Origin of the sequence: Shewanella olleyana (genome assembly GCF_023283825.1) — a bacterium.
Taxonomy (GTDB): domain Bacteria; phylum Pseudomonadota; class Gammaproteobacteria; order Enterobacterales; family Shewanellaceae; genus Shewanella; species Shewanella olleyana.
In genome coordinates this window covers 266,625-292,051 of the sequence record NZ_JAKILD010000001.1, presented here as the reverse complement: position 1 = coordinate 292,051, position 25,427 = coordinate 266,625, and the positions used below count along the sequence as shown (strand labels likewise).

22 protein-coding genes are annotated in these 25,427 nt (G+C 40.0%); 6 read left to right on the top strand and 16 right to left on the bottom strand.

The genetic code is table 11. The features are described from left to right. From L2735_RS01255 to L2735_RS01240, 4 genes are all read right to left on the bottom strand, one after another. Positions 1 to 267 carry a chaperone NapD gene (locus L2735_RS01255; protein ID WP_248982976.1) on the bottom strand — a complete coding sequence of 89 codons (267 nt, stop codon included), beginning with the start codon at positions 265 to 267 and terminating at the stop codon, positions 1 to 3. A gap of 34 nt (positions 268 to 301) precedes the next feature. Beyond that, positions 302 to 460: a periplasmic nitrate reductase, NapE protein gene (locus tag L2735_RS01250; RefSeq protein WP_102528770.1), complete on the bottom strand. Its 159-nt coding sequence runs from the start codon at positions 458 to 460 to the stop codon at positions 302 to 304. A 501-nt stretch (positions 461 to 961) separates the two neighbouring features. Beyond that, positions 962 to 1,891, bottom strand: a complete 930-nt coding sequence (locus tag L2735_RS01245; RefSeq protein ID WP_248982975.1) for a class I SAM-dependent methyltransferase — start codon at positions 1,889 to 1,891, stop codon at positions 962 to 964. Between the two features lie 65 nt (positions 1,892 to 1,956). Next, positions 1,957 to 3,105, bottom strand: coding sequence for an AI-2E family transporter (locus L2735_RS01240; protein ID WP_248982974.1), 1,149 nt, complete (start codon positions 3,103 to 3,105; stop codon positions 1,957 to 1,959). Between the two features lie 520 nt (positions 3,106 to 3,625). On the opposite strand from L2735_RS01240, the gene L2735_RS01235 reads away from it, so the two are divergent. Continuing rightward, complete coding sequence (locus tag L2735_RS01235) at positions 3,626 to 4,525, top strand: TIGR01777 family oxidoreductase (protein ID WP_248982973.1); 900 nt, start codon at positions 3,626 to 3,628, stop codon at positions 4,523 to 4,525. Positions 4,526 to 4,669: 144 nt separating this feature from the next. Here the strand turns inward: L2735_RS01235 and L2735_RS01230 are convergent, their stop codons facing one another. The 4 genes from L2735_RS01230 to L2735_RS01215 form a co-directional block, all read right to left on the bottom strand. Continuing rightward, the gene (locus L2735_RS01230; protein WP_248982972.1) at positions 4,670 to 5,548 is read right to left on the bottom strand and encodes a LysR family transcriptional regulator; all 879 of its coding nucleotides are present in this window, start codon (positions 5,546 to 5,548) and stop codon (positions 4,670 to 4,672) included. 180 nt (positions 5,549 to 5,728) lie between these two features. Next, complete coding sequence (locus L2735_RS01225; protein WP_248982971.1) at positions 5,729 to 6,022, bottom strand: antibiotic biosynthesis monooxygenase family protein; 294 nt, start codon at positions 6,020 to 6,022, stop codon at positions 5,729 to 5,731. 101 nt (positions 6,023 to 6,123) lie between these two features. Beyond that, positions 6,124 to 8,607, bottom strand: a complete 2,484-nt coding sequence (locus L2735_RS01220) for an ABC transporter permease (RefSeq protein WP_248982970.1) — start codon at positions 8,605 to 8,607, stop codon at positions 6,124 to 6,126. Next, a complete protein-coding gene (locus tag L2735_RS01215) occupies positions 8,607 to 9,359 on the bottom strand; it encodes an ABC transporter ATP-binding protein (RefSeq protein ID WP_248982969.1) in 753 nt (250 codons plus the stop codon). The genes L2735_RS01220 and L2735_RS01215 overlap by 1 nt, the downstream gene beginning before the upstream one ends. A gap of 67 nt (positions 9,360 to 9,426) precedes the next feature. Here L2735_RS01215 and L2735_RS01210 point away from each other — a divergent pair, with 67 nt between their 5' ends. The 4 genes from L2735_RS01210 to L2735_RS01195 all read left to right on the top strand — a co-directional run bounded on the left by L2735_RS01210 (position 9,427) and on the right by L2735_RS01195 (position 15,708). Then, on the top strand, positions 9,427 to 9,990 hold the full coding sequence (locus L2735_RS01210) for an arylesterase (RefSeq protein ID WP_248983031.1): 564 nt from the start codon (positions 9,427 to 9,429) through the stop codon (positions 9,988 to 9,990). A 217-nt stretch (positions 9,991 to 10,207) separates the two neighbouring features. Continuing rightward, entirely contained in the window at positions 10,208 to 11,275 is a 1,068-nt protein-coding gene (locus L2735_RS01205) for a DUF3083 family protein (RefSeq protein WP_248982968.1), read from the top strand. Between the two features lie 240 nt (positions 11,276 to 11,515). Further along, the gene (locus L2735_RS01200) at positions 11,516 to 14,164 is read left to right on the top strand and encodes an SO2930 family diheme c-type cytochrome (RefSeq protein ID WP_248982967.1); all 2,649 of its coding nucleotides are present in this window, start codon (positions 11,516 to 11,518) and stop codon (positions 14,162 to 14,164) included. Between the two features lie 377 nt (positions 14,165 to 14,541). Continuing rightward, entirely contained in the window at positions 14,542 to 15,708 is a 1,167-nt protein-coding gene (locus L2735_RS01195; RefSeq protein WP_248983030.1) for an SO2930 family diheme c-type cytochrome, read from the top strand. Positions 15,709 to 15,760: 52 nt separating this feature from the next. Here the strand turns inward: L2735_RS01195 and L2735_RS01190 are convergent, their stop codons facing one another. From L2735_RS01190 to L2735_RS01180, 3 genes are all read right to left on the bottom strand, one after another. Then, a complete protein-coding gene (locus L2735_RS01190; protein ID WP_248982966.1) occupies positions 15,761 to 16,786 on the bottom strand; it encodes a helix-turn-helix transcriptional regulator in 1,026 nt (341 codons plus the stop codon). A 16-nt stretch (positions 16,787 to 16,802) separates the two neighbouring features. After that, positions 16,803 to 17,816: a protease SohB gene (gene sohB / locus L2735_RS01185; RefSeq protein ID WP_248982965.1), complete on the bottom strand. Its 1,014-nt coding sequence runs from the start codon at positions 17,814 to 17,816 to the stop codon at positions 16,803 to 16,805. A gap of 121 nt (positions 17,817 to 17,937) precedes the next feature. After that, entirely contained in the window at positions 17,938 to 20,436 is a 2,499-nt protein-coding gene (locus L2735_RS01180; protein ID WP_248982964.1) for a VolA/Pla-1 family phospholipase, read from the bottom strand. A 259-nt stretch (positions 20,437 to 20,695) separates the two neighbouring features. Between L2735_RS01180 and L2735_RS01175 the strand changes: the two genes are divergently transcribed. Next, positions 20,696 to 21,433, top strand: a complete 738-nt coding sequence (locus tag L2735_RS01175) for a YciK family oxidoreductase (RefSeq protein WP_248982963.1) — start codon at positions 20,696 to 20,698, stop codon at positions 21,431 to 21,433. 126 nt (positions 21,434 to 21,559) lie between these two features. Here the strand turns inward: L2735_RS01175 and L2735_RS01170 are convergent, their stop codons facing one another. From L2735_RS01170 to pspB, 5 genes are all read right to left on the bottom strand, one after another. Beyond that, positions 21,560 to 21,901 carry a ComEA family DNA-binding protein gene (locus tag L2735_RS01170; RefSeq protein ID WP_248982962.1) on the bottom strand — a complete coding sequence of 114 codons (342 nt, stop codon included), beginning with the start codon at positions 21,899 to 21,901 and terminating at the stop codon, positions 21,560 to 21,562. 150 nt (positions 21,902 to 22,051) lie between these two features. Next, a complete protein-coding gene (locus tag L2735_RS01165; protein ID WP_248982961.1) occupies positions 22,052 to 23,158 on the bottom strand; it encodes a TIGR01620 family protein in 1,107 nt (368 codons plus the stop codon). Beyond that, positions 23,158 to 24,600 carry a YcjX family GTP-binding protein gene (locus tag L2735_RS01160; protein ID WP_248982960.1) on the bottom strand — a complete coding sequence of 481 codons (1,443 nt, stop codon included), beginning with the start codon at positions 24,598 to 24,600 and terminating at the stop codon, positions 23,158 to 23,160. The genes L2735_RS01165 and L2735_RS01160 overlap by 1 nt, the downstream gene beginning before the upstream one ends. 195 nt (positions 24,601 to 24,795) lie before the next feature. Further along, on the bottom strand, positions 24,796 to 25,191 hold the full coding sequence (gene pspC / locus L2735_RS01155; protein ID WP_248982959.1) for an envelope stress response membrane protein PspC: 396 nt from the start codon (positions 25,189 to 25,191) through the stop codon (positions 24,796 to 24,798). After that, positions 25,178 to 25,417, bottom strand: a complete 240-nt coding sequence (gene pspB, locus L2735_RS01150; RefSeq protein WP_153916050.1) for an envelope stress response membrane protein PspB — start codon at positions 25,415 to 25,417, stop codon at positions 25,178 to 25,180. The genes pspC and pspB overlap by 14 nt, the downstream gene beginning before the upstream one ends. Between the last annotated feature and the right edge of the window lie 10 nt (positions 25,418 to 25,427).

Here is a 25,427-nt window from a genome sequence, read left to right as displayed (position 1 = left end):
TCATTCTTCACCCTCTTCTAGCTCTTCGCTTTGGTGATAAACCATAGTGGCTGTCAGCACACCTGGGATAGCATTAATAGTAGAGATGTCATCCATTAAAGAGCGCTGAGTCGGCCCTTCAATCACCACAACAATCTTCATTTCGTTATTTACTGATAATTCAGCATTTTCCATCGCCATGATTTTCTGACGTACTTCAGCCATTTGTTCAGGTTGTACTTGTACTATTAGGCTAGTTACATGGATTTCTTTTTTGCTCATCGTCATTATTTCTCTATTAATTTTTGTTATTTATTTAAGACTAACCAGCGCCTGGCGGGCCCGAAAGGATTTGACTGAACCAAATGGTAAAACCGAGTGCACTGACTAAAAGTGCTGACAAAATTGGAGCTAAAAAAACCGTTAAGAATATAAAAATTTTAAATTCTAGGCTTTTTTCACTTTGCGGATCTGTACTCATGGAGCCTCCAGCAGAGGTATCGAATGAAAGTAATGTAACAAATTTGTTACCTACTAAGATTGGTGAGAATTTTATCTTTAATCAAAGACTAAACTATATACTCACAAATTGGTAAAACGAAGATTTGTTGATCTAGATCATAAAAAGCGAACTAAACAACTGCCCTATAAAGACTTCTGTTTGACTTAAGAAACTAGACCAAATGGACGAGTGGTCGTTCTTTAAACAAATACAACAATGGCGAATCTCATTGGATTAACGCATTTAATACTTAAGTATATATAGACCCTTCAACAAAGGTTATCAACTTGTTAACTGATATAAGTGATGAGATTTTTTGTTTAAAGATGGTTTTTCAAGTCCAAAACATACTGGGAATGACGTCAAATTGTTTGCTTTTACATCGCAGGTTTATGCGCTAATTTTTGGGTCAAAAAAAAGCACAATTGAATGAATATTCAATTGTGCTAAATAAAAGGTAGTTTCAATTATTAATCTAACTTAACTATTCACTCGATATCGTAGAACTTTTAGTGATTTCTGCTCATCAATATCGGCAAACACTGGTGGGTTTTCAATCCGCTCAATAAACTCAAGACTTGGCGCCGTTTCTGCAACTTGCTGCATTAAAAAATCACAGCCTAATTCTGGTGCATTCAAACAAAGTAACACTTCGCCACCTTCAGCAAGTAACTCTGGCAGCCTACGTAAAAGTCTTACATAATCTTTGGTTGCAACAAAGCTGCCCTTTTGATTACTTGGTGGATCAGCAACAATTAAATCATAAGGGCCTAATTTGGTCAGTTTGCCCCATGATCTAAAAATATCATGACCTAAGAAACGCGCTCCGGACTCAAAACCGTTTATAAGGTGATTTTGCTTACCAATACTCAGTGCACCTTTGCTCATATCCATGTTAACAACTTCGGTCGCACCGCCTTGCAAACCTACAACTGAAAATGCGCAAGTATATGCAAATAGATTTAATACCTTTTTATCTTTAGCATGGGTTTTAACCCATCGACGGCCGTTTGTCATATCGAGAAAAATACCGTGATTTTGACCACGTAAAAGATGAACTAAAAAATCGGCGCCATTTTCTGTCACTATGTGCTTGTCAGGAACCTCACCGGCCACAACATCGGTGACCGTTCTACCCGCATTACGGTATTGGAATACGAGGTTAAACTGCAGTTCATTGTGATGTTGTTGCCATACTTCAGCAATTGCATCAGTTAACACAAGGCGTTCAGCTTCTGATAATTCTTTAAAGCTCGTTAATAATAAGACAGGGTTAAACCAATCTAAACAAAGATGCTCAAAACCTTCAAAACGGCCTCCACGGCCATGAAATAGGCGGCTAAGCTCATTGGTCAACTTCACTTGAGCAAGTGCTTGCCCTAGTGGAAAATCATCACTTACAAGATTCATTTATACTTTCACAACGTTAATTAATTAGTCTTCGATTTTTGTATTACTAGGGTTATATACAGGCCCTAGGCTTTATCATCTGTATTCTTGTCAGTAGTTGAAGCCAAGTTATCAGCAGTTGATGCTAAACTATTATCTGCTTGAACTAAATTGCCTTCAATACCTTCATTTTTTTCGTCTTCATCAGGAGTAACATCGGACAATAAAATAGCAAACCATTTACCGCCTTCACTGGATTCAAGTGCTATTTTGACTATCATAGTCAATGGTACCGAAAGCAGCATACCGACAGAACCGAATAACCACCCCCAGAAGATTAATGATAGAAATACCACTAACGTAGATAAACCTAAGCCCTTGCCCATAAATCTCGGTTCAACAGCGTTACCCATGACAGTATTAGTACCTAGGAACAATAACGCCGTAACACCAGCAGCTCCTGGCCCCATTTGAATAAAGGCCAATAGCACAGCGGGAATAGCAGCAATAATTGAACCAATATTCGGGATATAATTAAGCAAAAATGCTAAAACGGCCCATAACAAAGCGTAATCCACACCAATAATCGATAAACCAATTCCAATGATGATACCTGTAGCCATACTGACAAGGGTTTTAATGACCATGTATTGATTTACAGAGTGCAAAAACTTATCGATTTGCTTTAAACGCATATCAGGATCTGAAAGTGCTAAATGTAGCTTTTTAGGCAAAGATTGCGCTTCGAATAACATGAAAATAATGGTCAAGATAATCAAAAATAAATTGGCCATCACATTACCTAAACCCGACAACATGTTCGTTGTCATGCTAAGTGCCATTCCAGGATCAAAATATTCCAACACCTTGTCTTTAGAAATATTGATATTCAGCGCGTTAAGTTTTTCAAGTACCCAAGAGAACTGCTCAATTAATTGTTGTCGATAAAACGGCATTTGTTGGGTAAATTCATTTATTGAACTCCCAACTAAGCTTGCAAGCCATAACCCCATCATCACAATAAACATCATTAATAAGATGACCGATAGCCATTTAGGCACTCGATAACGGGTCATAAATTGAATTGCTGGATTACAGACTACGGCTAAAAATGCTGATAACACAAATGGCACGACGATAGGACTTGCGGTTTTGATGCCTGCTAAAATAACGACTAAACAAGCCATGATAGCGAAACCACGTAACGCCATCGATGAAGAATTACCGCCACTCATATTTAATGCCCTTTTATATTAATGAACTTTATTGAATTATATGACTCGATTTCATTAACCATCACTCTATTGGCTATTTAAAGCGATAATTAAAGCGTTTTGATATTAAAATCTTAAGACATGAATATGTTAATTGTATATTTCGTAAACTTTGAACATAAAATCTACTACTAAACTAGCACAATAATAATAACTTACGCATTATACTCGTAATCAAGTAACGATGAATGACTATCTTAACGCGATTTAATTAAAAAACAGCCTTAGTTTAACAAGTTAAAGCTGAACAGAAGTTAAATGAGTTAAATGAGTTGAATTAGCAGACTTAAATCATTTCAGTTGTGCAAATTGATCTAGCATCGACTGCATTTCGTAATAACATGTTAAACGTAGCTAATTTAAGCACAAGGTTTTAAACCCAAGCTATTTTAAACCCAAGATATTTTAAACCCAAACTATTTAAAACTAAGCTCCTTGATAGATTAAACCAATACCTTTCGACCGATTAAGTGGTGAGAATATGAATATATTAATGACTGGCGCAACAGGATTTGTCGGACAACAGTTAGTTAAATTGCTAAGTGAACAATCTCACCAGCTCACGATTGTGACTCGAAATATCTCACACGCTACATCAACACTTGGTGCCCAACATAAGTACCTAGACAAGCTAGAACAACTGAATAATCTCAACGATTATGACACTGTCATTAATCTTGCTGGCGAACCCATTGTTGGGAAACGTTGGAGCAACCAACAAAAACAACGCATTTGTGACAGCCGCTGGAACATGACAGCGATGTTAACTCAATTAATTAAACAAAGTGATATGCCACCAGCAAGCTTTATTAGCGCATCTGCGATTGGTTTTTATGGCCGCCAAGGTAGCACGCCAGTTGATGAACACAGCCAAGCCCACAATGAGTTTAGTCACCAAGTATGCAGTGAGTGGGAACATTTAGCCCTAAAAGCTCAATCAGAAAACACAAGAGTATGCGTACTCAGAATTGGAATTGTATTGGGTAAAAATGGCGGCGCATTAGCCAAAATGTTACCACCATTCAAATTAGGGCTCGGTGGCCCTATAGGAAAAGGTCTACACGGCGTGAGTTGGATACATATCGACGATTTAACCCATTTAATTCAGCACTTATTAGTCACTGATGATGCTCAAGGCGTATTTAATGCAACTGCACCAAATCCGGTTAATCACAAATTGTTTGCTGAATCTATTGGCGCTAGTCTAAATCGCCCTGCACTCATCCCCACACCTGTCATAGCCCTAAAACTGGCTATGGGAGAGATGGCCGATTTGATTGTTGAAGGTCAATTTGTATTGCCGAAACGCACACTTGCTTCAGGCTTTAATTTCAAATATCCAGATATCAGCCCAGCTTTAGATTCTATTCTCAAAGCGTAAGAGATTAAAATAAAAGGCTCTAAAGGCTAATGAGATAGCTTCACCTCATTAGCCTTTTTATCCGCAGTTTAATATTAGTTATTTTCTATTGGTAAGTTACTTTTGGCATTTAACCTGAATAACTCCCAACGCTACCAAATGTCGTTATTGATTGATAAGCCCAGTAGTTGTTTCAATGAACCACTCATATCGCTTTGGTAAAGGACGAAACTTTTTACGGATCATGTAAAGCGGTTCTTTGACCTGATGTTTAAGTTTTACTACCGAAATCAGCTCTTGTTGTTCAAAGCTATTAACAGCAAACTCAGGTAACACGGTAAACCCAAGGCCTTTTGAGACAGGTAGTAATATCTGGCTTAGCTGGTTTACATAACTGGCGATTGGGATCGAACCAACTTGTTCATCACTATAGTTACTGCTGATCAATTGCTGCAGGTAATGCATTGCATCAGGATGCGAAATAACACCCAGTGAGATTAATTTATCGAAGTTAATCTCCTCGTTTTTCAACGCTGCTGGCACAATTAAGCATAAATTATCATCACCAATCGCTGTCACCTCAAGCTCAGGGTTAGAGACAAATTGCGTTACTATTCCGATATCAATATCATTATTGATAACTTGCTCTATCACTCTTTTATTTGGCGCAGCTTCTATTGATACAGACAATTCAGGGTGCAATATTTGGTAGTCGATAAAGTGTGGAAACAACCACATAGCCAAGGAGCCAGAACATGCAAAACGACAGTCGCCGACATAGGGGGAATCAAGTTGTATGTCACTTACCAGTTGCTCTTGCTGCTTTAAGAGTTGCTCTCCATATTGCTGCAGTTGTATTCCCGCATCGGTTAATTCAAAACGCTTACCAAAACGTTGTATTAACTGCACGTTTAACTGTTGTTCTAACTTTTGCACATGTTGGCTAACGCCTGGTTGAGTCATAAATAATTGCTCAGCAGTCTGGGTAAAATGCCCTACTTCTGCAAGCTTAAGAAAAGTCGATAACCATTTTTGATTTATCATAAATTCATTGCTCAATACGAACGTTAACGATTTAAATACTATAACAAAAAATTATTCAACTATTAGATTTTAATAACTTGTAGTTAAGGAAAAATCACAGAAAAAATAATGCCGTTAAGGGAACTTAACGGCATTATTGACACAAAAGTAATTAAATGAACAAACAGCTAAGTCAGTTTGTTACTCACCAAAACTATACTTTCTTTTAATTTCCACCACTTCTACTGAGTAAGATTCATACCATTTTTGTTGGCCTAACTTCTGAGCAACCGCATGCTTTGAATCATCATGCCAACGCTTGATATCATCTTCACTGTGCCAATAAGATATCGCAATTTCTTGCTCGCCTTCTGACACAGCAAGAAAGTCTATGCAGTTATATTGTTCAAATGCTAAGTCGCGCATAATCGCGACGGTATCAATATAATGCTGATCTTGAGCGCCAACTTTAGCTTTAAAAATTACCGCAAACATAACTCATTCCTTTATTCATTTTCGAAATCAAATCCCATAATAAAATCCCAAAACTGTCCCTGAAAGCATCGTAATTATGTTGCGATAGTATGCTCGCCAATTTAGCCCGCTTTTAACAAGTCACTACAAGACTGGTTAAGCAATTGGCGACAGCGCCACATTCCTAAAAATGCCACCACTGCAGCGCCAGCTAAAGGTGAAATCCCCCACCAAGGCCAATGCATGTAAACGACCAACTCGAATACTTGAGTTTTAAGCATATAAAGTGCAAATTCCGCTACAATAACCGCCAGAATACCTGCTATAGCGCCAAGTAATGCAAACTCAAGTCCAGTAGCAGAGCGCAGTAACCAACCTGAAGCGCCAAAGGTACGCAGTACCGCTAACTCACGTTGTCTGGTTGCCATGCCCGCTTCAGTTTGTGCTATCAAGACTAAAGCACTCGCTAGCAACACTAAGGCTAAAACCAAAGAAAGCGACAGAGAGACTTGTTCAATGATTTGGCGTAACTGCCCCACCATCGCCCCAACATCAATAACTGAAATAGTCGGGAACTGCTGAATAAGCTGCAATACCACTGCATTTGCCGTTAAGTCACTGCCATTCGCTTTTAAATCTTCATCATTTAAATGAAAACTCGCCATAGAGGTGTAAGAAAATGGCTCTAGCGCTTTGGGTTTAAAGATCATGAAAAAGTTGGGTTGTAGGGTTTCCCATTGCACTTGTCTAAAGCTAGTGACTTTAACGCTAAAGCTTTGGTTATCAATATTAAACGTCATCGTATCGTTTAGTGATAAACCAAGTCGCTCAGCGACTTCCGCTTCAACAGAAACCTCATCATCGGCCTGATTAAAGGTGCCCGAGGTGATTTCATTGTTTGGCGGTAATGTTTCTCGATAAGTTAGATTTAATTCACGAGATATCCCAACTCGGCCTTCAATACCATCTTTCTCTTCTCGACGTGAAATCAGTTCTTCATCGTTAATATGGGTTAAGCGGCCACGGATCACTGGATAGATATCGGTTGCAATAATCTTATTACTATCAAGAAAGTCATTAAGAGGTTTAGTGTCTTCTGGGGCAATGTTCACCAAGAAGTAATTGGGCGCATCTTCTGGTAACTGCTTTTGCCATTCATTCAATAAGTCTTGTCTAAGAGCCAGAATCGTTAGCAATAAAACAAGTGCACTACTGAAGCCAACAAGCTGAACGGCATTTTGCCTTGCACGGCGTCGAAGCCCTGCTAAAGCTAACTGCAATGGGTTCGTGGTTTTCATGCCGACACTATGACCTAAACGGATCATAGCGAAACCTAAAATACTTAACAGCACGCCTAACAGTAATACTGCTAATACCACTGTCATGGTCAATGCGATACTGCGAGAATATAAATAACCCAGTAAAGCCATTGCGCACAAACTCAGTAATAGGTGCAACCACATGCCAAACTGCAGGCCTTCTAACTGCCTTTGCAATACTCTTAATGGTGGAATAGCCAGTAAGCGCATCAAAGGATAAGCCGAGAACATAAAGGCACTGATTAAACCGGTACTCACACCTAACAGCAATGGTCTTGAATAAGGTGGAGAATATGCGGCAATTTCTGCAGGTAAGAATTGATTAATCCCTAGATCTAGCAGCAATCCACCTATCAAACCTAAAACGATGCCCACTAAAGTCACCAGCATTAAATGAATGCCAAACAAGGTTCGAATTTGTTTTGAAGATGCACCAAATGTTTTTAGCATCGCCACGACATCATAATGTCGTTGGCAGTAACGCTGTGCTGCAATACCAATAGCTGCACACGCTAAAGCGATCCCCAATAAACTTGCCAACAATAAAAAGCGCTCTGCACGTTTCACCGCAGAGGCAATAGGAGAATCCCCAGATTGAACATCTGTCCAGCGTTGGCTGTTATTCAGTAATGGTTTTGCTTGAGTTTCAAATTCAGTTAACGCTGCAGCTTCTCCTGCAAACTGATAAATATAATTAACGCGACTACCGGGTTGAATAATCCCCGTTGTTGCAACGTCATCCAAACGCATTAGTAAAACAGGTGACGATGCAAATGGATTAAAACCAGCATCGGGTAATCGGCTTATTTCAGCGGATAGATTTAATTCAGTGTTACCTAGCTCCAAAGTCGTTGGATAACCCAGTAAACCACCGAGTCTATTTTCGTACCAAGCTTCACCCGTTTTAGGTAAAGCTTGGGTAACACCTGAAGATAACTCGATTTCGCCTCGAAGCGGATATCCATCAGCAACGGCTTTAATTGTGACTAATTGAAAGTTATCTCCGGCATAAACCATAGAGTTAAAGGTCATGTTGGTTACATGGGCAATATCTAATGACTCAGCCAGCTCAAGCACGTTTGTATCAAGTTCAACTGGCGAATCAATGATCCTATCAGCGGCAATAAAGTTTGCGGCCTCGCCATTAATAGCAACTTGTAAACGCTCACTGACTCTGGCAAGTCCACTCACCGACAACACAGCTAATGTAATCGCTAATACAATGAGTAATAACTGCCCTTGCATGAGCTCTCTTTTGAATAAACGCCACGCTAATTGCAACTCCATTAGCAGGCCTCCTCATTCGCAGCCTTTGTAGTATTATGTTCAGTAGTGCTTTGCTCTGCATTTGGCTCTGACAAGTGGCCATTGTCCATGACTAATTGTCTTTTACAGCGCTTGGCGAGCTCTAAATCATGAGTCACCAGTACCAAGGTTGTGTCGCTTTCTTGGTTTAAAGCAAACAGCATATCGGCAATTTTATCGCCGTTGGCGCTGTCCAAGTTACCTGTTGGTTCATCAGCAAATAGCACTTTAGGTTCACAGATAAATGCACGTGCAATAGCAACACGTTGTTGCTCACCACCAGATAATTGTTTAGGTAAATGGGTTAAACGATGTGATAAACCAACACGCTCAAGCATGTTTTCCGCTTTCTCACGTGCATTAGCGACACCTGCAAGTTCTGCAGGCAGCATTACGTTTTCAAGGGCGGTTAAGGTGTCAACGAGCATAAAGGATTGGAAAATAAAGCTGACTTTTTGCTTACGTAGCGCCGCTTTTTGTTCTTCGTTCAGTCCTGATAATGCCTGACCATCAAGCAAGATTTCACCTGAGGTTGGTGTATCGAGTGCTGCTAATAGTCCGAGTAAGGTCGATTTACCAGAACCTGATGGACCAAGGATCGCAATACTGTCACCCTGCTTGACATCCATATAAATGCCATTGAGGATAGTAAGCTCTCCCTCTTGGGTCACTACAGTTTTATTGAGGTTAGTAACATTAATGGCACTTGAATTATTTGCAAAATTAGTCGACATACGATCCTTCTTATATTTACCAGCTAAACGCCTGCTTACTGCGGCATTTCTGTTTGTTGCATCAACAATGTTTATTTCTACTTCTAGCTATGCTGCCACGATTTTAATCTTAGGTGATAGTCTAAGTGCAGGTTACGGTATGTCAGAAGAGCAAGGTTGGGTACAATTGTTACGTGATGAACACCCTGAATACAACATAATTAATGGTTCAGTCAGTGGTGAAACCACCGCTGGTGGTTTGCGAAGACTCCCGAATCTACTGGCTTCCACTGACTTTGACCTCGTTGTTGTAGAGCTGGGTGGCAATGATGGCCTTCGCGGTTTTCCGCCTAACAAGCTGAAATCAAATCTTACAAAAATCATTAGCTTGTCTCAAGAGAGCGGCGCTGATGTTCTACTCACTGAGATCATGGTGCCACCAAATTATGGTCCGAGATACACATCAATGTTTAATGGCGTATACCATCAACTTGCCGATGAGTTCGATGTTACTTTGATCCCATTTTTTATGTTGGAAATAGCCCCAAATCCCGACTTAATGCAACGTGACGGCATTCACCCAAATGTTGAGGCTCAACCTCAAATTACGCAATGGATGCAGCCGTGGATCAAAGATGCGTTAAAAAAGTAATCAAGGTTAAAACTTTTCAACTAAAGTAAGCGATTAAAGCAAAAAAGTAATTTTATTTTAAGCTTTAAAGATTAAACTAAACAAAATGGATTTGTTTAAAACGTTACTATCATTTCAATTATAATAACAATGACTCATACCAATGATGAGAAGTGCTAATTCAAATGCACTTTTTCGAATTTTAATTGGTAATACACTATGGCTAAAAGGAAAACTTATGTCCGTCAGTCGTCAAAAGAAAGTTTACTTACCTACAACGACCAGAAAAAATCAATATATTACCGTTGGTTTCCCACTTACTGATGAGTTTATCGCAAATTATGAAAGCTTAGAAAGCTGTTACCAAGAGTTTAGTAAGCTTGTTTTTGAAACTGCTGATAAATTTGAACTTTATAATGTTCACGTTGTTGCGACAGATAAGCTTCCTGTTGTTCGTTTTCATAACGAAGTTTACTGTTTTTCAACTCAAGAACAGCTACGCTTTTTCTACAACCCTGAATATCATGAAGCAAATAGTTTACACATGGTGGCCGATTATCGCGCTAAAAAACTCAAGGTAGTATTTTTAGCGACAGGAGATGAAATACGTAGTAATGCTGCAAACTTCCACGCTCGGATCCGAGAGTTTACTCAAGCTTTATTGCCTCAATTACCAGTCCAAGGCCTAGCGACTAAAATACGCGATCACCAACATATTTCCTATGACCTATATGCCAAAAATAAAGGTCACAAAGAAACCTATGGCTACAAGTTAAGAGCACTAAACAGTCGTTACCAACATCGTGACTGTCCATTACCTGAAGAAGCCAGCGCCCTTTCTTACGCTATGATCACTATGCCAATAGGTCGCCGAATTAAAAATCAGCTTCTAGCAGAAAAGCACGAAAACTATAATGATAGCTACCAAAAAGTTTGCCAAAACTTTATTGAAGCAGCTCAGTCTAAACAACTCAATAAATTGGCAGTAGTTGCTAATGGTAAATACCCTTTAGTGCGTAACAGTAAGTTCGACGATTTACAAAGTACCAATGAATTACAAATGATTGGTTTTGACCCAAACTCCATCGATGCAAGTCCAATATGTCATTGGGATGGTAACGTCATCGCAGAAGCAATACGCTTTGTGATTGTTGCTGATGATAGCAATATTTCAGATGGTGGCTATGGCCGTTTTATGAACCAAGTTGAAGATGCGATGCGCAAATTTATCAGCGACATCGACTTTGATAAAGAACATGTTAATTTAACGATAGGTTTCCATCAACACCTTAGCTACAAAGTATAACTATCTCTATTATTTATAAACGGTAGCCTCGCTGCCGTTTATATTCTCCTACTTTTTATTCCAAACCATTTTTCCTCTCTGTAATAAACATCAAAACCACATGTTAAATAAATGTGGCCAGATCTCACATTGATTAACATATCAAACAAGGCATGTTGGAGAACATACGAAATAAATCGTATCCACTCCTCTAGCGGAACTTTAGGAGTAGGAAATAAATAATAAAAAGCAGGAGATGCTATGTTTAACAAGAAGATGCCATGGCTGGTGCCTACCATAGTAGCAACAGCAGTCACCATGAGTTTGTCGGGTTGTGGTTCAGATGACGATGAACCCACAATCACCGAAACCCCTCCAGTCGTTCAACCGCCTGCAGAAACCGGCCCAACCTTCCCTGAAGGTGCAATCATGGTCGAAGCTGGCGACAACCTCACTATCAGTATTCAAGAAGCCTTAATCAATGCTCAAAGTAATGATGTCATTGTACTTCCTAAGGGTAACTTTAAAATCGAGTCGACATTATTGTTTGATGGGGATGTTGACGGCGATGGTGTGTTTTCTAAAAACGTCACCATTATGGGCTACGGGCAAGATGAAACTGTGCTGGATTTTTCAGAAGCAAACTCTGGCGATGGTATCTTCGTTCAAAACGCAGTGAATATAATTATTCAAGATTTATCCGTTAATGAAGCGAAGAATAACGGTATTAAACTTAAAAATACCAACGGTATTATCTTAAGAAGGCTGGCAACCATTTGGGAGGGTGAACTAGATAAAGATAATGGGGCTTACGGCCTTTATCCTGTTGAATGTGAAAATATCCTCATTGAAGATACCTATGTTCGCGGTAGCGCAGACGCAGGTATTTATGTCGGCCAGTCAGAGTACATTGTTGTACGTCGTAATATTGCCAAAGAGAACGTCGCTGGTATCGAAATCGAAAACTCTAAATATGCTGACGTATATGACAACGAGGCTGTAGGGAATACAGGTGGCGTATTAGTATTCGATTTACCAATTAATAACCAAAGATATGGTTCAAGTGTTCGTGTGTTTAATAATAAAATTCATAGTAACAACACCAAAAACTTCGCCAATGGTTCATCTAACCCTGGTGGTGTCCACATTGTTCCCCCTGGGACAGGCGTTATTATTCTTTCTACGGATGATGTTGAAGTATTCAACAATGACATTAGTAACCATGACAGCTTAGCCGTTGCCGTAACCAGTTTCTTCGTGGCAGAAAGAGATATCAGCACGTTTGTTGCTAACTATGCTCAGCCTGGACAGGCCATTAGTGATGGCTGGCGTGCAACCCCAAGAAATATTCATGTGCATGACAATAACATCAGTGATTACGGCCAAAAACCTAATGGTCATTTGATTGATGACATTATTAAAGCTTACGTACTCACTCATGGGAAAATGCCAGGTATTATTTACGATGGTTTAGGTGAAGCATTATCCAATAATGGCACAGCGGCTTATCTCGGTTTACAAGAATTACCTTTCGCAGAAGACGGCAGTGATAACACTTGTATCATCAACAATGGCGATGTCAGTGTGGGTCGCTTATATGCGAATTCAAATACAGATCAAAACTTGCCAGAAGCATTGTTTCAAGCTCCTCAAGAAGACCTTTTAGCTTGTTCACAAATTAGCTTACCGGTTCATACCGTTACTTTTGGCGATGAAATCTTCGGCTGTGGTGTTGATGATGAAACAGAAGGTTGTGATGGCGGCATCTTAATCGGTGGCGGTGGTTCGATTGGCGAAGGCGAAGGAGGCCTTGAAGGTGATGGCGATTTAAGTTTATGTGAAGCTACTGGCAGCAATGTCAGCTGGGATGCGCTACTCAAAGCCAACTGCCCTAACCTGTCAGATTATAATCTGTTTGCCGACATGGCTAACCCCACCGCAGCACCCAACTCTAATGGCCTACCTTACGATCTCAATACGCCATTATTTACTGATCACGCCACTAAATATCGCTTTGTGTATTTACCCGACGGCACAATAGCCGATTACAGTGAAAATGAATCATTTGATTTCCCTGTGGGCACAGTGATCAGTAAAACATTTGCACTTCCTGAAGATACCAACATGCGCGGTTTTGCAAATGAAGACTTAATTGAGACTCGACTGCTAATCCACCGTGAAACGGGTTGGAGTGCACTCCCTTATGTTTGGAAAGCCGATAAATCCGATGCCGTATTGGCAAAAGCTGGGGCGATTCAGGGTAAACAAGTCACTCATAAAGGTGAAATGCTCAGTTTTGATTATGTTGTTCCTAGCATGAATCAGTGTAAGCAATGTCATCAATTTAAAGCTGATGCTGATAGCAATGCGGTGTTTATGCCTATTGGGCCAAAAGCACGTCACTTAAATCGAGATTATGCTTACAGTGATGGCAGCATGAATCAATTAACTAAGTGGCAATCAGCAGGCATATTACAAGGCCTACCGACATTGACTGATGTCGATATGGTACCAGAGTATCAAGACGGAGATGAAGATAGTATTGCATCAATGTCAGATACAGAATTAATGGCAGCAGCTAAAGGTTACTTGGATATTAACTGTGCACATTGTCATCGACCAGAAGGCAATGCATCAAACACGGGCTTAAAACTTGAGTATTGGCGCAGCTATGCTGAGGATGCTGGGTTTTCTCATGGTACGTGTAAGTCACCTGTGGCTTATGGTGGTGGCACCTTAGGTTATGATGTTGTGCCAGGTAACCCTGAGGAGTCGATTTTACACTTCCGCATGGAAAGTAACGATCCAGGCGATAGAATGCCTGAAATTGGTCGCAGTTTGTCTCATGATGAAGGTGTAGCCTTAATCAACGAATGGATTAAGCGATTACCAGCGGCGTCTTGTTCTTAGTATGCCTTTAAAAAGAGGATGAACTTAGGTTCATCCTCTTTTGTTTCTCTAATTTAAAACACTTACCCGTTTTTATTGTCGTTTTTATTATTGTTAATTCTTTCCCCAGTTCTTTTTATTTGTTCTTTTTATTTGTTCTTTTTCAAAATGAAAGCAGGATAACGCCAATGTTTTATTCCATCCATATCGAAGCCAGTTTTTTGAAACAGACTCTATTGAGTCAGAAATCATTGAATAGAAGTGTTTTAAATCGAAGAGATTTGAATCAAAGAGGTTTGAATCAAAGAGGTTTGGGCCAGACTTTATGGACAAAGAGTGTATGGAAAGAGAGCATATGGAAAAAGAATCTATTAATCATTTCTCTAACTTCAATATTAATGGCATGTGGCGGTTCTGGAAGTGATAGTTCTGAGAGTGGTAGTTCGAATACTGAAGTTCCTTCTACGCCCTCTACGCCTGCAACACCAACGACACCAGAGCAACCTGATACCTCAGATGATGTTTGTCAGCAATCGAGTTCAGAAGTGAATTGGACCGCTTTGATGTCTAAAGACTGCCCTAACTTAAGCGACTACGGTTTATTTACCGATCCAAGCTTGCCGACTCATTCTCCAACGACACCCGGCATCAACTATCAACTGTCCACTGAGCTCTTCTCAAATTATGCCAGTAAATATCGGTTTATTTTTCTACCTGATAATCAATCAATGGTGTTTAATCCACAGCAAGTATTTACCTTGCCTGTCGGCAGTGTTTTAGCTAAAACCTTTGCGTTACCATTCGATACTCAATTAAGTGGTGCAAATAACGAAAAGTTGATTGAAACACGGTTAATGATCCGCCGAGAAGCAGGCTGGACAGCATTAACCTACCAATGGCAGCAAGAAAACGCATCACTCATTATTGCAGGAGCGGATGTAACTCATACATTAAATAATCAAGGTGATTCCATCACTTTCGATTATCATATTCCCAGCAAGGTTGAATGTAAGATCTGTCATCAAATTAATGAAAATGACATCAGCCGTATTAACCCCATAGGTGTAAAAGCACACTTACTGAATCGAGAAATAACCCTAAGTAATGGCAATAAAACTAACCAACTGACTTTTTGGGCAGATGAAAACATGCTTAGTTTACTGCCGGATTTAAATACCGTTGATAAATCACATACGCTTGAAAATAATCAAGCCAGCTTAACCAATCGTGCTAAAGGATATTTAGATATAAATTGTGCTCATTGTCATAATAAACAGGGTTTTGCGAGTATTTCAGGTTTACGATTAAGCTATTTTATTGATCACACAAGCTTTGAGTACGGCATTTGTAAGCAGCCTCCAGGATGGGATGGTGGCCCTAATGGGTTGTCATATGACATAGTGCCAGGAAATGCTGAACGCTCGATATTACATTATCGACAGATATTATCGTCTCCAAAAGACAAAATGCCACCAATAGGCCGTGAGATTATCCATACGGAAGGAACCGAATTAGTTAAGCAATGGATAGATAGCATGTCCCCTAGCATTGGAGTGTGCGAATAAGCTTTAGACTTTAGACTTTAGAGGAATATTTTCAAGCTAACTATTTAGTTTATTAATTTGCCAATTGGTTAAGCCGTAAAAAGTGACCAGGAGGGTAACCTAACCAATGCTTAAAGCTTTGTCTGAAATGGCTCACATCTCCATAACCAAGTGTTTCAGCAATATCTTCAACAGACATTTTATCGGCCAAGATTAAATTGATTGCCGCTTGGCAACGAACTTGGTCGACTAACTTTTGATAGCTTGTCCCTGCTGCAGATAACTTACGCCGAAAACTTCGATCGCTCATATGTATCGTTAAGGCAAACTGTTCTAATTTCGGTGGGTTTGGCATGCTGTGGCGAATAGCAGTCAGCACATTATCAATAAACGAAATACTGTCAGGTGCCGCTTTTTCGCTGTTAACTTGCTCAAATTGATAGGCTAACGGAAAATCTAATACCCCGATATTTAGTCCCCACTCAAAAAAATCACAATCAAAGGTGATTGTTGCGCCAGTTTCTTGAGTCAGGTAGTCAGTATTGCAACTTGGTGAGGCTAAATGAATTTGATCAATAAATACTGGATTATCAACTAACTGTCTTGCAGCGCCTAATAAAGCGCACACACTGTGCTGAAACTGAAAGGCAAATTTATCAGCTGAAACTTTGCCAGTATTAAGCCATCGCACCCACAACTTATCATCTTCAATCCGCACTAAGGTATCTGCAAAACTGCCTGCTAAATCAGGATTTTGAATGACGAATTTAAGGCACTGACCTAAGGTAGTGAACTGGTCAAAAAAAGGCAGTAGTACATCGAGGGATTCAACTTGATAACTGGTACCTAAACGTGCACCAATTTCTTTATCAGGGCTCAGTAAACGTAATTGCTCCATTGCAAACTCAACTTGCCATACATAAACAAACTGCATGGCATTCAGTTCTAATGGTCCTAAGCCCAATTTACAATAGATATCTGCAGCAACAGTTTCACCAAGGTGATCTTCGATAAAATTGAGCAAATTACGTAATTCAAAAGCTGGGTAACATTGATCCCCAACCATCATATTCGCTTTGTAACCCGACTCTTGCTGCATTGATATCCTTATCTTATTATTTAACGGCGTTTTCACGCTCCATTAAACGATTCAAAACACCATCAACTGACATCGAAGCACCATGAGCAATTTTGTCTGCTAATTTTTTCTTCATTTGATATTTAATCTTGATCACTTGATGTTCTTTCGCTAGACCTAAAATAACATCATCACTGGTAGAAATAGCATCGACTAAACCAAGTTCAATGGCTTGTTGACCGTACCAATGTTCACCGGTAGCCACTTTAGCAATGTCCATATCTGGGCGATATTTACTGACAAATTCTTTAAATAGCACGTGGGTTTCTTCAAGCTCTTCTTGAAACTTCTCACGACCTTCATCAGTATTTTCACCGAACACAGTTAAGGTACGTTTGAAGTCACCTGCTGTATGTTGTTCATAATCAATGTCGTGTTTTTTCAGTAAACGGCTAAAGTTAGGTAACTGTGCAACAACACCAATCGAGCCAACAATGGCAAAAGGCGCCGCGTACACTTTATCGGCCACACAAGCCATCATATAACCGCCACTGGCTGCTACCTTATCGATACAAATAGTTAAAGGTATTTTTGCTTGTTTTAATCTGTCTAATTGGCTTGAGGCTAGTCCATAACCATGTACCATACCACCGCCACTCTCTACATTAACCAAAACCTGATCATCTTTATCAGCCACTGTTAAAATCGCGGTAATCTCTTCTCTTAACGAAGCCACTTCACCTGCATCAATACTGCCTTTAAAATCGATTACAAATACTTTTGAAGGTGCTGTTTCTTCTTTTTCAGCCGCTTTATCATCAGCTTTTAACTGCTTCTCGTAAGCCTTAAATTGCTTTTTGGTTAGCAACTCCTCTTTCAACTCTTTCTCAAGTTGTTTTAGCTCATCAGTAACATCAGTTAGCTTAAGTTCACCTTTCTCTGCTTTTTGTTTCATGCTGCTAGCAAGAACAACAATCACTACCGCAAGAATTGCGACGACAATAGTGACAGCCTTAGCTAGAAACATGCCGTACTCAGATAAAAACTCCAAAATACACTCCATAAAGAATTACGTTATTACGGCTTATCTTAGCAGGAAGTTAAACATTGTAGACAATAAAAAACCCAGCATTTGCTGGGTTTTTAGTCAATTAACAATTAAACATCATTATTTAGCTACAAGGTACGATAACTTCTGCATTATCAACAAGAATCGTTGCTGCACCTAAGCCCGCAGTTTTAGCAAATGTGGCGACTTGAGATTGCATTTCAACCGTTGCTTGTGCTGCCATACCGTCTGTTACACCCTCGACTTCACTAGGACTAACGATAGAACTATGATGCCCCTTCGAGAATCTTACCACTCCAGAACCCGCGCTATTGGAACTAACACAACCAAGACCTAAGCCCGCAATTAATGGTTCAGTGCCTGATAATGGGAAGCCTTCCACCTGATTAGGCAATACGCGGTCAGATAAATTACCTGCGCCATCACCTGCAATTTCAATTAAATGCACTGGTAATTGAGTATCCGCTAACATTGCTGCATGGTTAATAGGGTCAGCTGAATCAACTGCTGTTTGCACCGCAAAGGCAAATGTTGGAATAAAGCCAGCATAAACAGCTTTAACTAATGCAGCATATTCAGGCGTTTCTGGCTCATAACCTGCTTCGTTTGCTTCTTTAACTAAAGCCATAAAGTCATCAGTTGCAGTCACTGTCTTAAATAACACAGGGCCAAAAGTCGCAGAGCCGGCAAATGAACCCGCTAAGCCACCAGAGGGAGCCACTAACGATGCGGCATTAATACCGTAAGCATTAGGTAATTCAGTTCCAGATGTTGGGTCGACTAAACCTGTTGAAGCATAAGTGGCTAAAGTCGTTCCAACGATGCCGCCTAAACTTAAGCCTTGAGCGCTAATTTTGCTGATATCAAAAAGTTGTGTTCCTAACTGCCCTTTAGCATCTTCGATATTCGTATATAAACCAGTCAATAATAAACGAAGCGCTAGATGATCCATCGTAGCCTGACGGAAATTATCTCTAACCGTGAGCGTACTTCCTATGTTTACAAACACTAATGGGTTGCCGTATTTGAACGCCTCTGGCTGGCCAACGACTGCTCCATATGATGGATCGGTTGCAGATATAATATACGAGCCAGCACCATCGTTACCGAATGAGCGGGCACCATGTAAAGGCATATCAATCGCAATTGTCGCAATACCTAATGCAGCATAAGAGCCAGCATAAGCAAGCGCCATCTCTTTACCGCCGCCTAAACCGTGTAGAGCAATATTTGTCGGCCACCCATGTGTTGGAGGTGTGAAGGGTAACCCTTGAGACTCTTGAAAAGCCTTCACTTTAGCTTCATTTGGCATTGCAATTAATACAGGTACTGTTTCATAGCTCATTATCTTTGGAATTGGATTCAGTTTTGTCAGATGTTTTGCAGGATCTGCTGCAGTACCATCATCTAAATTCCAAATTTTACCAGCCATTAACGCAGGGTTTTGCAATGCTGCTGCTGGATCCACACCATGTTTATCGGCTTGCGCACTGAAATTAGCAAAACTCATAGTGCCTGACTCAAGCGCTAACAACACCGAAACTGGGCTATCACCTTGGGCAAACCAACGTCCATTCGGCGCACTAGGTGCACCATCTACAATTGGAAAGTCACAAGTAACTGATGAACAATTTCCGTAAACAGGCAATTTAATTGCTGCAGTGTAAACATCAGCTAAGTCTGATACTACATATGCTGCACCGTCTTCAGGAGTAAGGCCTGCTGCTTGGGCTACAGTGTAACCTGCCGAAGTCGGGAATTGCTCAAATGACGGTTGGTAATTAGGGTCTGCAGCCATTAACAGTTTTGTTGTTTCGTAAACATCTGCTACCGACTGAGTGGTGAATAAACCAGAATAAGAAACCGTTTCAGCATCAACACCATGTGCCGCAGCTAATCCTTTCTCGTAGCTATTCACTAAACTTTGAAGTAAAAGCTGCTCATCAGTTTCAAGCGGCTTAGTGTCGATATCTAATTTAAGAAGATTATAAGTCGTTGAGGGCTCAATAGCGCGACCAGCAGAATCTTGAATTAAGCTAGTCGTTGCGTAGATATATGATTGATTCGGCTTCAATGCTTTTAGTGGAACGACAGCAATGGTATTGCCAGAAGCTTGGGCGACAAAATCAACCCCAAATTGGAGTTCTTCTCCAATCTTACATGCTGAAAGCGATAACTCATCAGTACATTCAGGATCGCTTGATAATGCACCGCCAACCGTTGCTTCAAACAAACGCACAGCGCCTGGTTGGAAAACTGATGCAGCGTCGAGTGTTAGCATTTCGCCAGAGTTGTCGACAGCAAGATCCACAGTAATAGAAATTGGAGACGTCGTTGACCACCCATCTAATGCACCTAAAGCTAAGGTTGGATCGACATAATCGACACCGTCTTCACCCGGTATAGCTAACGTACCGTCAGTGGTGCCGTTAAATAAAAGGTCATTTGGCAATGGCACATCACCAGCAGCAGGGTCGAATACCACTTGAGAGAATGGAATGAGTGGTTCCACAGAATCTTTTGCTTCATTTGTACTATCTTCACTACAGCCGCTAAGCCCAAGAGCAGATGCAATAGCAACACCCAATATGAGTCTTTTCATCTTTTTTCCCCAAATCTTGTTGTAATAATTTTAATTTCCCCAAAAATTGGTCACAATAGCGTAAACGCATGACCATAAGGACATATTTTTGTCCTTAACTCATCTCAAGTTAACGTAAAACTATTGAGTTAGCTACATATTTGTTACATGCAAAAGTACTACACGTTAACATTTATCAGTCATTTGTTTAAAACGAACGTTTATCTTTTGTTCGAATCTAGATTTGACGTGCTTTTGCAGCCGAAGGAAAAATTGAACCATGTTGGAATATCAAGCTAAAAAAGATTTACTAAAAAATAAAACAATTCTTGTTACTGGCGCAGGTGCTGGCATCGGTCGTGTTGCAGCAATTAACTTTGCAAAACATGGTGCTACAGTGATTTTACTCGGTAAAACAGTCAAGAAATTAGAAGCCGTTTACGATGAAATAGAACAAGCTGGTTACGCAAAACCTGCTATTGTTCCACTTGATTTAAAAGGTGCCACAGAACAAAACTATAAGGATATGGCAGATACCATTGCTGAACAGTTTGGTCATTTAGATGGCGTTTTACATAATGCCAGCTTACTAGGCGCTTTGGGGCCATTTGAACACATTGATTTAGAGTCACTGGAAGATGTGATGAAAATTAACGTCACTGCTCAAGTTATTTTGACCAAAGCGCTATTACCTATTATGCGCACTGCGCCGTCAGCCTCTTTAATTTTCACCTCAAGCAGTGTTGGCAGACAAGGCCGCGCATATTGGGGACCTTACGCTTTCTCTAAATTTGCCACTGAAGGCATGATGCAAGTATTAGCTCACGAATGTGAAGGCACAAGTGTACGTGTTAATAGTATTAATCCTGGTGCAACTCGTACAGAAATGCGCGCTAAAGCCTATCCGGGTGAAGATCCAGCAACATTAAAAACAGCTGAAGACATTATGCCGACCTACCTTTACCTTATGGGTGATGAGTCTGTTGAGGTTAATGGTCAACAATTAAACGCTCAATAAACATCGAGCAATACAGTAATAATAAAAGGAGCCAATGGCTCCTTTTATTTAAGCGGTGTTGATACTTTTATTTAAGCGGTGTTGATACAAAAGTTGAATAACCAACTCACTTTAGTTATCACTTAACTAAAAACTAATTTGATTTGCGTTTTTCTCTATCAGCTTTTCCCCTACTCCTGATACTTGGCTAAGTTGCTCCAGATTACTGAACTTGCCATTCTTCGTTCGATATTCAACAATCGCTTTGGCTTTAGATTCTCCAATACCTTTTAACTGCTGTAATTCAGCTGTACTGGCCTTGTTAATATTCACTTTAACCTGTTTGGTATCTTTAGCCGAATTGGACTGCATTTGGGCTTGAGGCTGTTTTGAGTCTATTGCAGCAATTTCTTTAGCTTGAATAGATTGAGTAAATACTGATGATAAAGCGCAGGCGTATATAACGCCCATTAGAAATGGATGTTTCATTGTTAACTCCTTTAAGTCCTATTTAAAACCGATCTGCTTCCCTATCCTTGATCGGCTGTTTAAGCTATTTCTTCATCAACAGATTTAACAGAAAATAGCTGTCATAAAACTGTAGTCAACAATACTAATAGTTCAAACTTTAATCTAAAACTATTTCTTTTCTTGATTTGTATTTTTGTCAGTAGTCTGTTTTACTTTGCTTTTTTGCAGCATAGATGCTGAAAAAGATTTCAACTCAGTTAACAATTGCTGATGAATTTGGCCGAGTTTAGGACGATTGTCTTCTTTAAAGCTTAGAGGACGACATAAACCCATAGCTTGATAACCGAGCCTTGCAGTAAGCAAACCACCACCTAGCCCTTGCGCTAACCTTGCTGATAATTTACCTGTCATTTCGACAGATAATAATTGGGTACCTAAATCAGCGACAACTTCAGTTGTGCCCGCATAAACAATATTTACAATAATGCTTTTTATTAGTTTTATTCTGCTCCAGTAACCTAATTCAATGCCGTAAATATCTGCAATTGCATTAATCATGCGCTGGTTACGCCACAAAATAATCGCCATATCTAATACTGCTAACGGACTCGCCGCCAGTAATAATGCTGACTCAGCAGCAAAGCGGCTGACGATTTGTTTTGCTTTCTCATCACGCTCACTTACCACTAAATCATCAAATAACAGTACCATTTCCGCATCATTATGTTCGCTACTGTTAATCGCAGTAAATTGCTGTTTTCCTTTACTTACTGGATAATGCTGCATCAATGGCGCAATAAACTTTTCTGCCTCACCACGTTGCATGCTTTGTGACAACCGCTCGCCTGTCACTTGAGTATCGGCAACGTGTTTAAGCTTAACCAGTTTTCGCCACTCTGAAATGGTCATTGAAGAGACCCATGCCACAACGACTCCCGTCACTGTGGCATAAAAGCCAAATAACCACGGGCTTTGTAAAAACGCACTATGCAAGCCTAAAAGAGTTTGTACAATAACCGCTAAAACAATTCCAACACATGAGAACTTAGCCAATTTAGACCAGCCTTTAGGCGATGTACTGGATTCGATAACCTCAATGTCTTCTGTTATTTCAGCTAACGCTGTTTCACAAATGAACTCGACTTCTGCATAAGATTGCCCAGCTTTAACTTGAGGCTCATCCAGGGTTTCAGACTCAAAAACTTGCTGTTTTTTTAGAACAGTCTGTTGTGTAGATTGCTGTGATTGGCTGCTATTCATATTTGATGAGTTCATTACTGTAATTTATCCCCGAGTAAAAACTGCAGTAAATGGTCTAAACGGATATGGTCAAAACGCGGATCCGAACTTGCTGACGGTGGTAACTTTGGCGGGTTAAATGACACAAAATTAAAGCCCTGTTTTTGCCAAAAGTCATTTTCTGGTAGTGTTTGCGGTACTTCACCCGGGAAAATTGTCAACATATTATGATTTTCATCTATACCTCTTACCACTTCTTGCTCGCCCGATGAGGTGTTAACCATGCCATGCTGGGTTGCTTTAATGGCACTGATGGCCATAGTTTCAACTTCGCAACCTTCATAATTAGCAAAATATTGACTGTGTTTAAGCATATCGGTGAGCAAACTTAACACATGGCTTTGCTGATCACGTGTAACCCTATCAACTTTACTCGCAGCGAATAATAACTTATCAATTTTAGGTGAGAATAAACGTCTCAATAAACTTGATTGACCAAAATGAAAGCTTTCCACAATGCTATTTAACGCATTACCCATATCTTCAAACTGAGCTTTACCATTATTCAGGCCATTAAAGCAGTCCACCAGCACTAACTGACGGTCAAAACTCGCAAAGTAATCACGATAAAACGGTTTAACCACAACAGAGACGTACTCTTGATAGCGTTTTTTTAATATATGGTAATAACTGTCTTCTGCTGTTGTTTCAAGTTCGGCAAGTTGCTCTAAAGATAAATTGACCAAGGGGAAAAACGCCAGCAACGGCGTGTCGGCAAATTCGCCTGGTAATAACATTCTGCCCGGTTGAGCAAGATAAAAACCTTCTTTATTAACGAGGTCAATTAACAAAGCTTGGTATAGGTCAGCAGCGTGTTTAAGCTTGTGCTCATCTGCACTATCTGAGAATTTGATTTCATTTATCGCTGATTCAAAAGCCGGATAACAAGCTGAATGTTTTAGCCTGTTTTTAACAGCTATCTGACCAGTCACCCATTCTGAATAATTTTGTTTTAGCATAGGTAAATCAAGTAACCATTCACCTGGGTAATCAACAATATCGACATATAAAGTGGCGGTATCAGAAATCTTTGCCAAAATGCCTTTTCTTGGACGATATTTAATCGCTAAACGAAGCTCAGAAATATTCCTTGTTGAAGCAGGCCAAGTTGCTGGTGATGACGTTAACGCACTCATTCCACCTTGATAGTCAAAGCTCGCGATAGCTAAATCAGGCTGCATCGCTCGTTTTATACCAATAAGACGATTCTCTCTCGACACTTGCCAAAGTGGTAACGGGTTATGTTTGACGTTACTTCCAGCATGAAGCATTTGATTCACAAGCCCTGTGATAAAAGCAGTTTTACCGGCGCCAGATAAACCCGTCACCGCTAAACGGACATGTCTATCAGTGCTTCGATGTACTAATTGACTCGTTTTTTTGGAAATTTTACTCATTGAACGATCAAAAAAACTCATAATTTATCTCAAGTCGGTTTAAAGCAGGGATGGGTCATTAAGATTTCGGCTAACAACTCTCATTCATATCGAGATTAATTTAGCACTTTGATGACTATAACATCTAGGTAGAAAGGAAAAATTCAAGGGCGGTGTACCGCCCATTGGATTTCTAATAGCTTAGTGTAGAGCTAAGTTAAAGCAGCTGGCGCAATTTTATAGGTTATTAATTTCATGTTTTAAATCAAAGTTATCTGAAGTTACATGACGTTCTAAACGTTGTAATCTAATTTCAAGCGCGTAGAACTGGCTATTAACATCATGAAGAGCACGTTTTGCAGGCTCGCCTGCTTGCCATACTTTTTTCTTCACTTCGATATCTTTATGATTCTGTTTAGCACTCTCCTCTAATGTTTTGCTATCCAAAATTAACCATAAAGCGATATAGATGATTAAAATGGGCCCAGAACCGCCAACTAAAAAGATTGATACCGCAATAACACGTACTAACCATGTTTCAAAATTAAAGTAGTCAGCAATCCCTGCACATACTCCTGAAATTTTACCCGATTGGGGGATACGGTATAATGTACGACCGTTAGCTTTGCTCATGTTTCCCCCTCCATTCAGGTGCTTCCGTGTCTAAAATGGCTTCCAACGTTTCAATGCGTTGTCCCATTTTATCCGCTTGGGCGATCAATTCATTCAATTGTGAAAACTCTGCCTCAGTGAGCCCCTGGCTCACTTGTCGCTTACTGCGATAATGAAGAACCAACCAGATAGGCGCCACAATCACTAGAAAAATAATAATTGGGGCAATAAGAAGATCCATATCCATAACTCACCTC

What these genes read in the sequence shown, in the direction of transcription:
- L2735_RS01210 (WP_248983031.1), top strand. Translation starts at nt 9,427, where the DNA reads ATGTTTATTTCTACTTCTAGCTATGCTGCCACGATTTTAATCTTAGGT.
- L2735_RS01170 (WP_248982962.1), bottom strand. Translation starts at nt 21,901, where the DNA reads ATGAAACATCCATTTCTAATGGGCGTTATATACGCCTGCGCTTTATCA.
- L2735_RS01235 (WP_248982973.1), top strand. Translation starts at nt 3,626, where the DNA reads ATGAATATATTAATGACTGGCGCAACAGGATTTGTCGGACAACAGTTA.
- L2735_RS01195 (WP_248983030.1), top strand. Translation starts at nt 14,542, where the DNA reads ATGGCATGTGGCGGTTCTGGAAGTGATAGTTCTGAGAGTGGTAGTTCG.
- L2735_RS01205 (WP_248982968.1), top strand. Translation starts at nt 10,208, where the DNA reads ATGTCCGTCAGTCGTCAAAAGAAAGTTTACTTACCTACAACGACCAGA.
- L2735_RS01220 (WP_248982970.1), bottom strand. Translation starts at nt 8,607, where the DNA reads ATGGAGTTGCAATTAGCGTGGCGTTTATTCAAAAGAGAGCTCATGCAA.
- L2735_RS01250 (WP_102528770.1), bottom strand. Translation starts at nt 460, where the DNA reads ATGAGTACAGATCCGCAAAGTGAAAAAAGCCTAGAATTTAAAATTTTT.
- L2735_RS01175 (WP_248982963.1), top strand. Translation starts at nt 20,696, where the DNA reads ATGTTGGAATATCAAGCTAAAAAAGATTTACTAAAAAATAAAACAATT.
- L2735_RS01190 (WP_248982966.1), bottom strand. Translation starts at nt 16,786, where the DNA reads ATGCAGCAAGAGTCGGGTTACAAAGCGAATATGATGGTTGGGGATCAA.
- L2735_RS01160 (WP_248982960.1), bottom strand. Translation starts at nt 24,600, where the DNA reads ATGAGTTTTTTTGATCGTTCAATGAGTAAAATTTCCAAAAAAACGAGT.
- L2735_RS01215 (WP_248982969.1), bottom strand. Translation starts at nt 9,359, where the DNA reads ATGTCGACTAATTTTGCAAATAATTCAAGTGCCATTAATGTTACTAAC.
- L2735_RS01200 (WP_248982967.1), top strand. Translation starts at nt 11,516, where the DNA reads ATGTTTAACAAGAAGATGCCATGGCTGGTGCCTACCATAGTAGCAACA.
- pspC (WP_248982959.1), bottom strand. Translation starts at nt 25,191, where the DNA reads ATGAGCAAAGCTAACGGTCGTACATTATACCGTATCCCCCAATCGGGT.
- L2735_RS01225 (WP_248982971.1), bottom strand. Translation starts at nt 6,022, where the DNA reads ATGTTTGCGGTAATTTTTAAAGCTAAAGTTGGCGCTCAAGATCAGCAT.
- L2735_RS01245 (WP_248982975.1), bottom strand. Translation starts at nt 1,891, where the DNA reads ATGAATCTTGTAAGTGATGATTTTCCACTAGGGCAAGCACTTGCTCAA.
- L2735_RS01240 (WP_248982974.1), bottom strand. Translation starts at nt 3,105, where the DNA reads ATGAGTGGCGGTAATTCTTCATCGATGGCGTTACGTGGTTTCGCTATC.
- L2735_RS01255 (WP_248982976.1), bottom strand. Translation starts at nt 267, where the DNA reads ATGACGATGAGCAAAAAAGAAATCCATGTAACTAGCCTAATAGTACAA.
- pspB (WP_153916050.1), bottom strand. Translation starts at nt 25,417, where the DNA reads ATGGATATGGATCTTCTTATTGCCCCAATTATTATTTTTCTAGTGATT.
- L2735_RS01180 (WP_248982964.1), bottom strand. Translation starts at nt 20,436, where the DNA reads ATGAAAAGACTCATATTGGGTGTTGCTATTGCATCTGCTCTTGGGCTT.
- L2735_RS01165 (WP_248982961.1), bottom strand. Translation starts at nt 23,158, where the DNA reads ATGAACTCATCAAATATGAATAGCAGCCAATCACAGCAATCTACACAA.
- L2735_RS01230 (WP_248982972.1), bottom strand. Translation starts at nt 5,548, where the DNA reads ATGATAAATCAAAAATGGTTATCGACTTTTCTTAAGCTTGCAGAAGTA.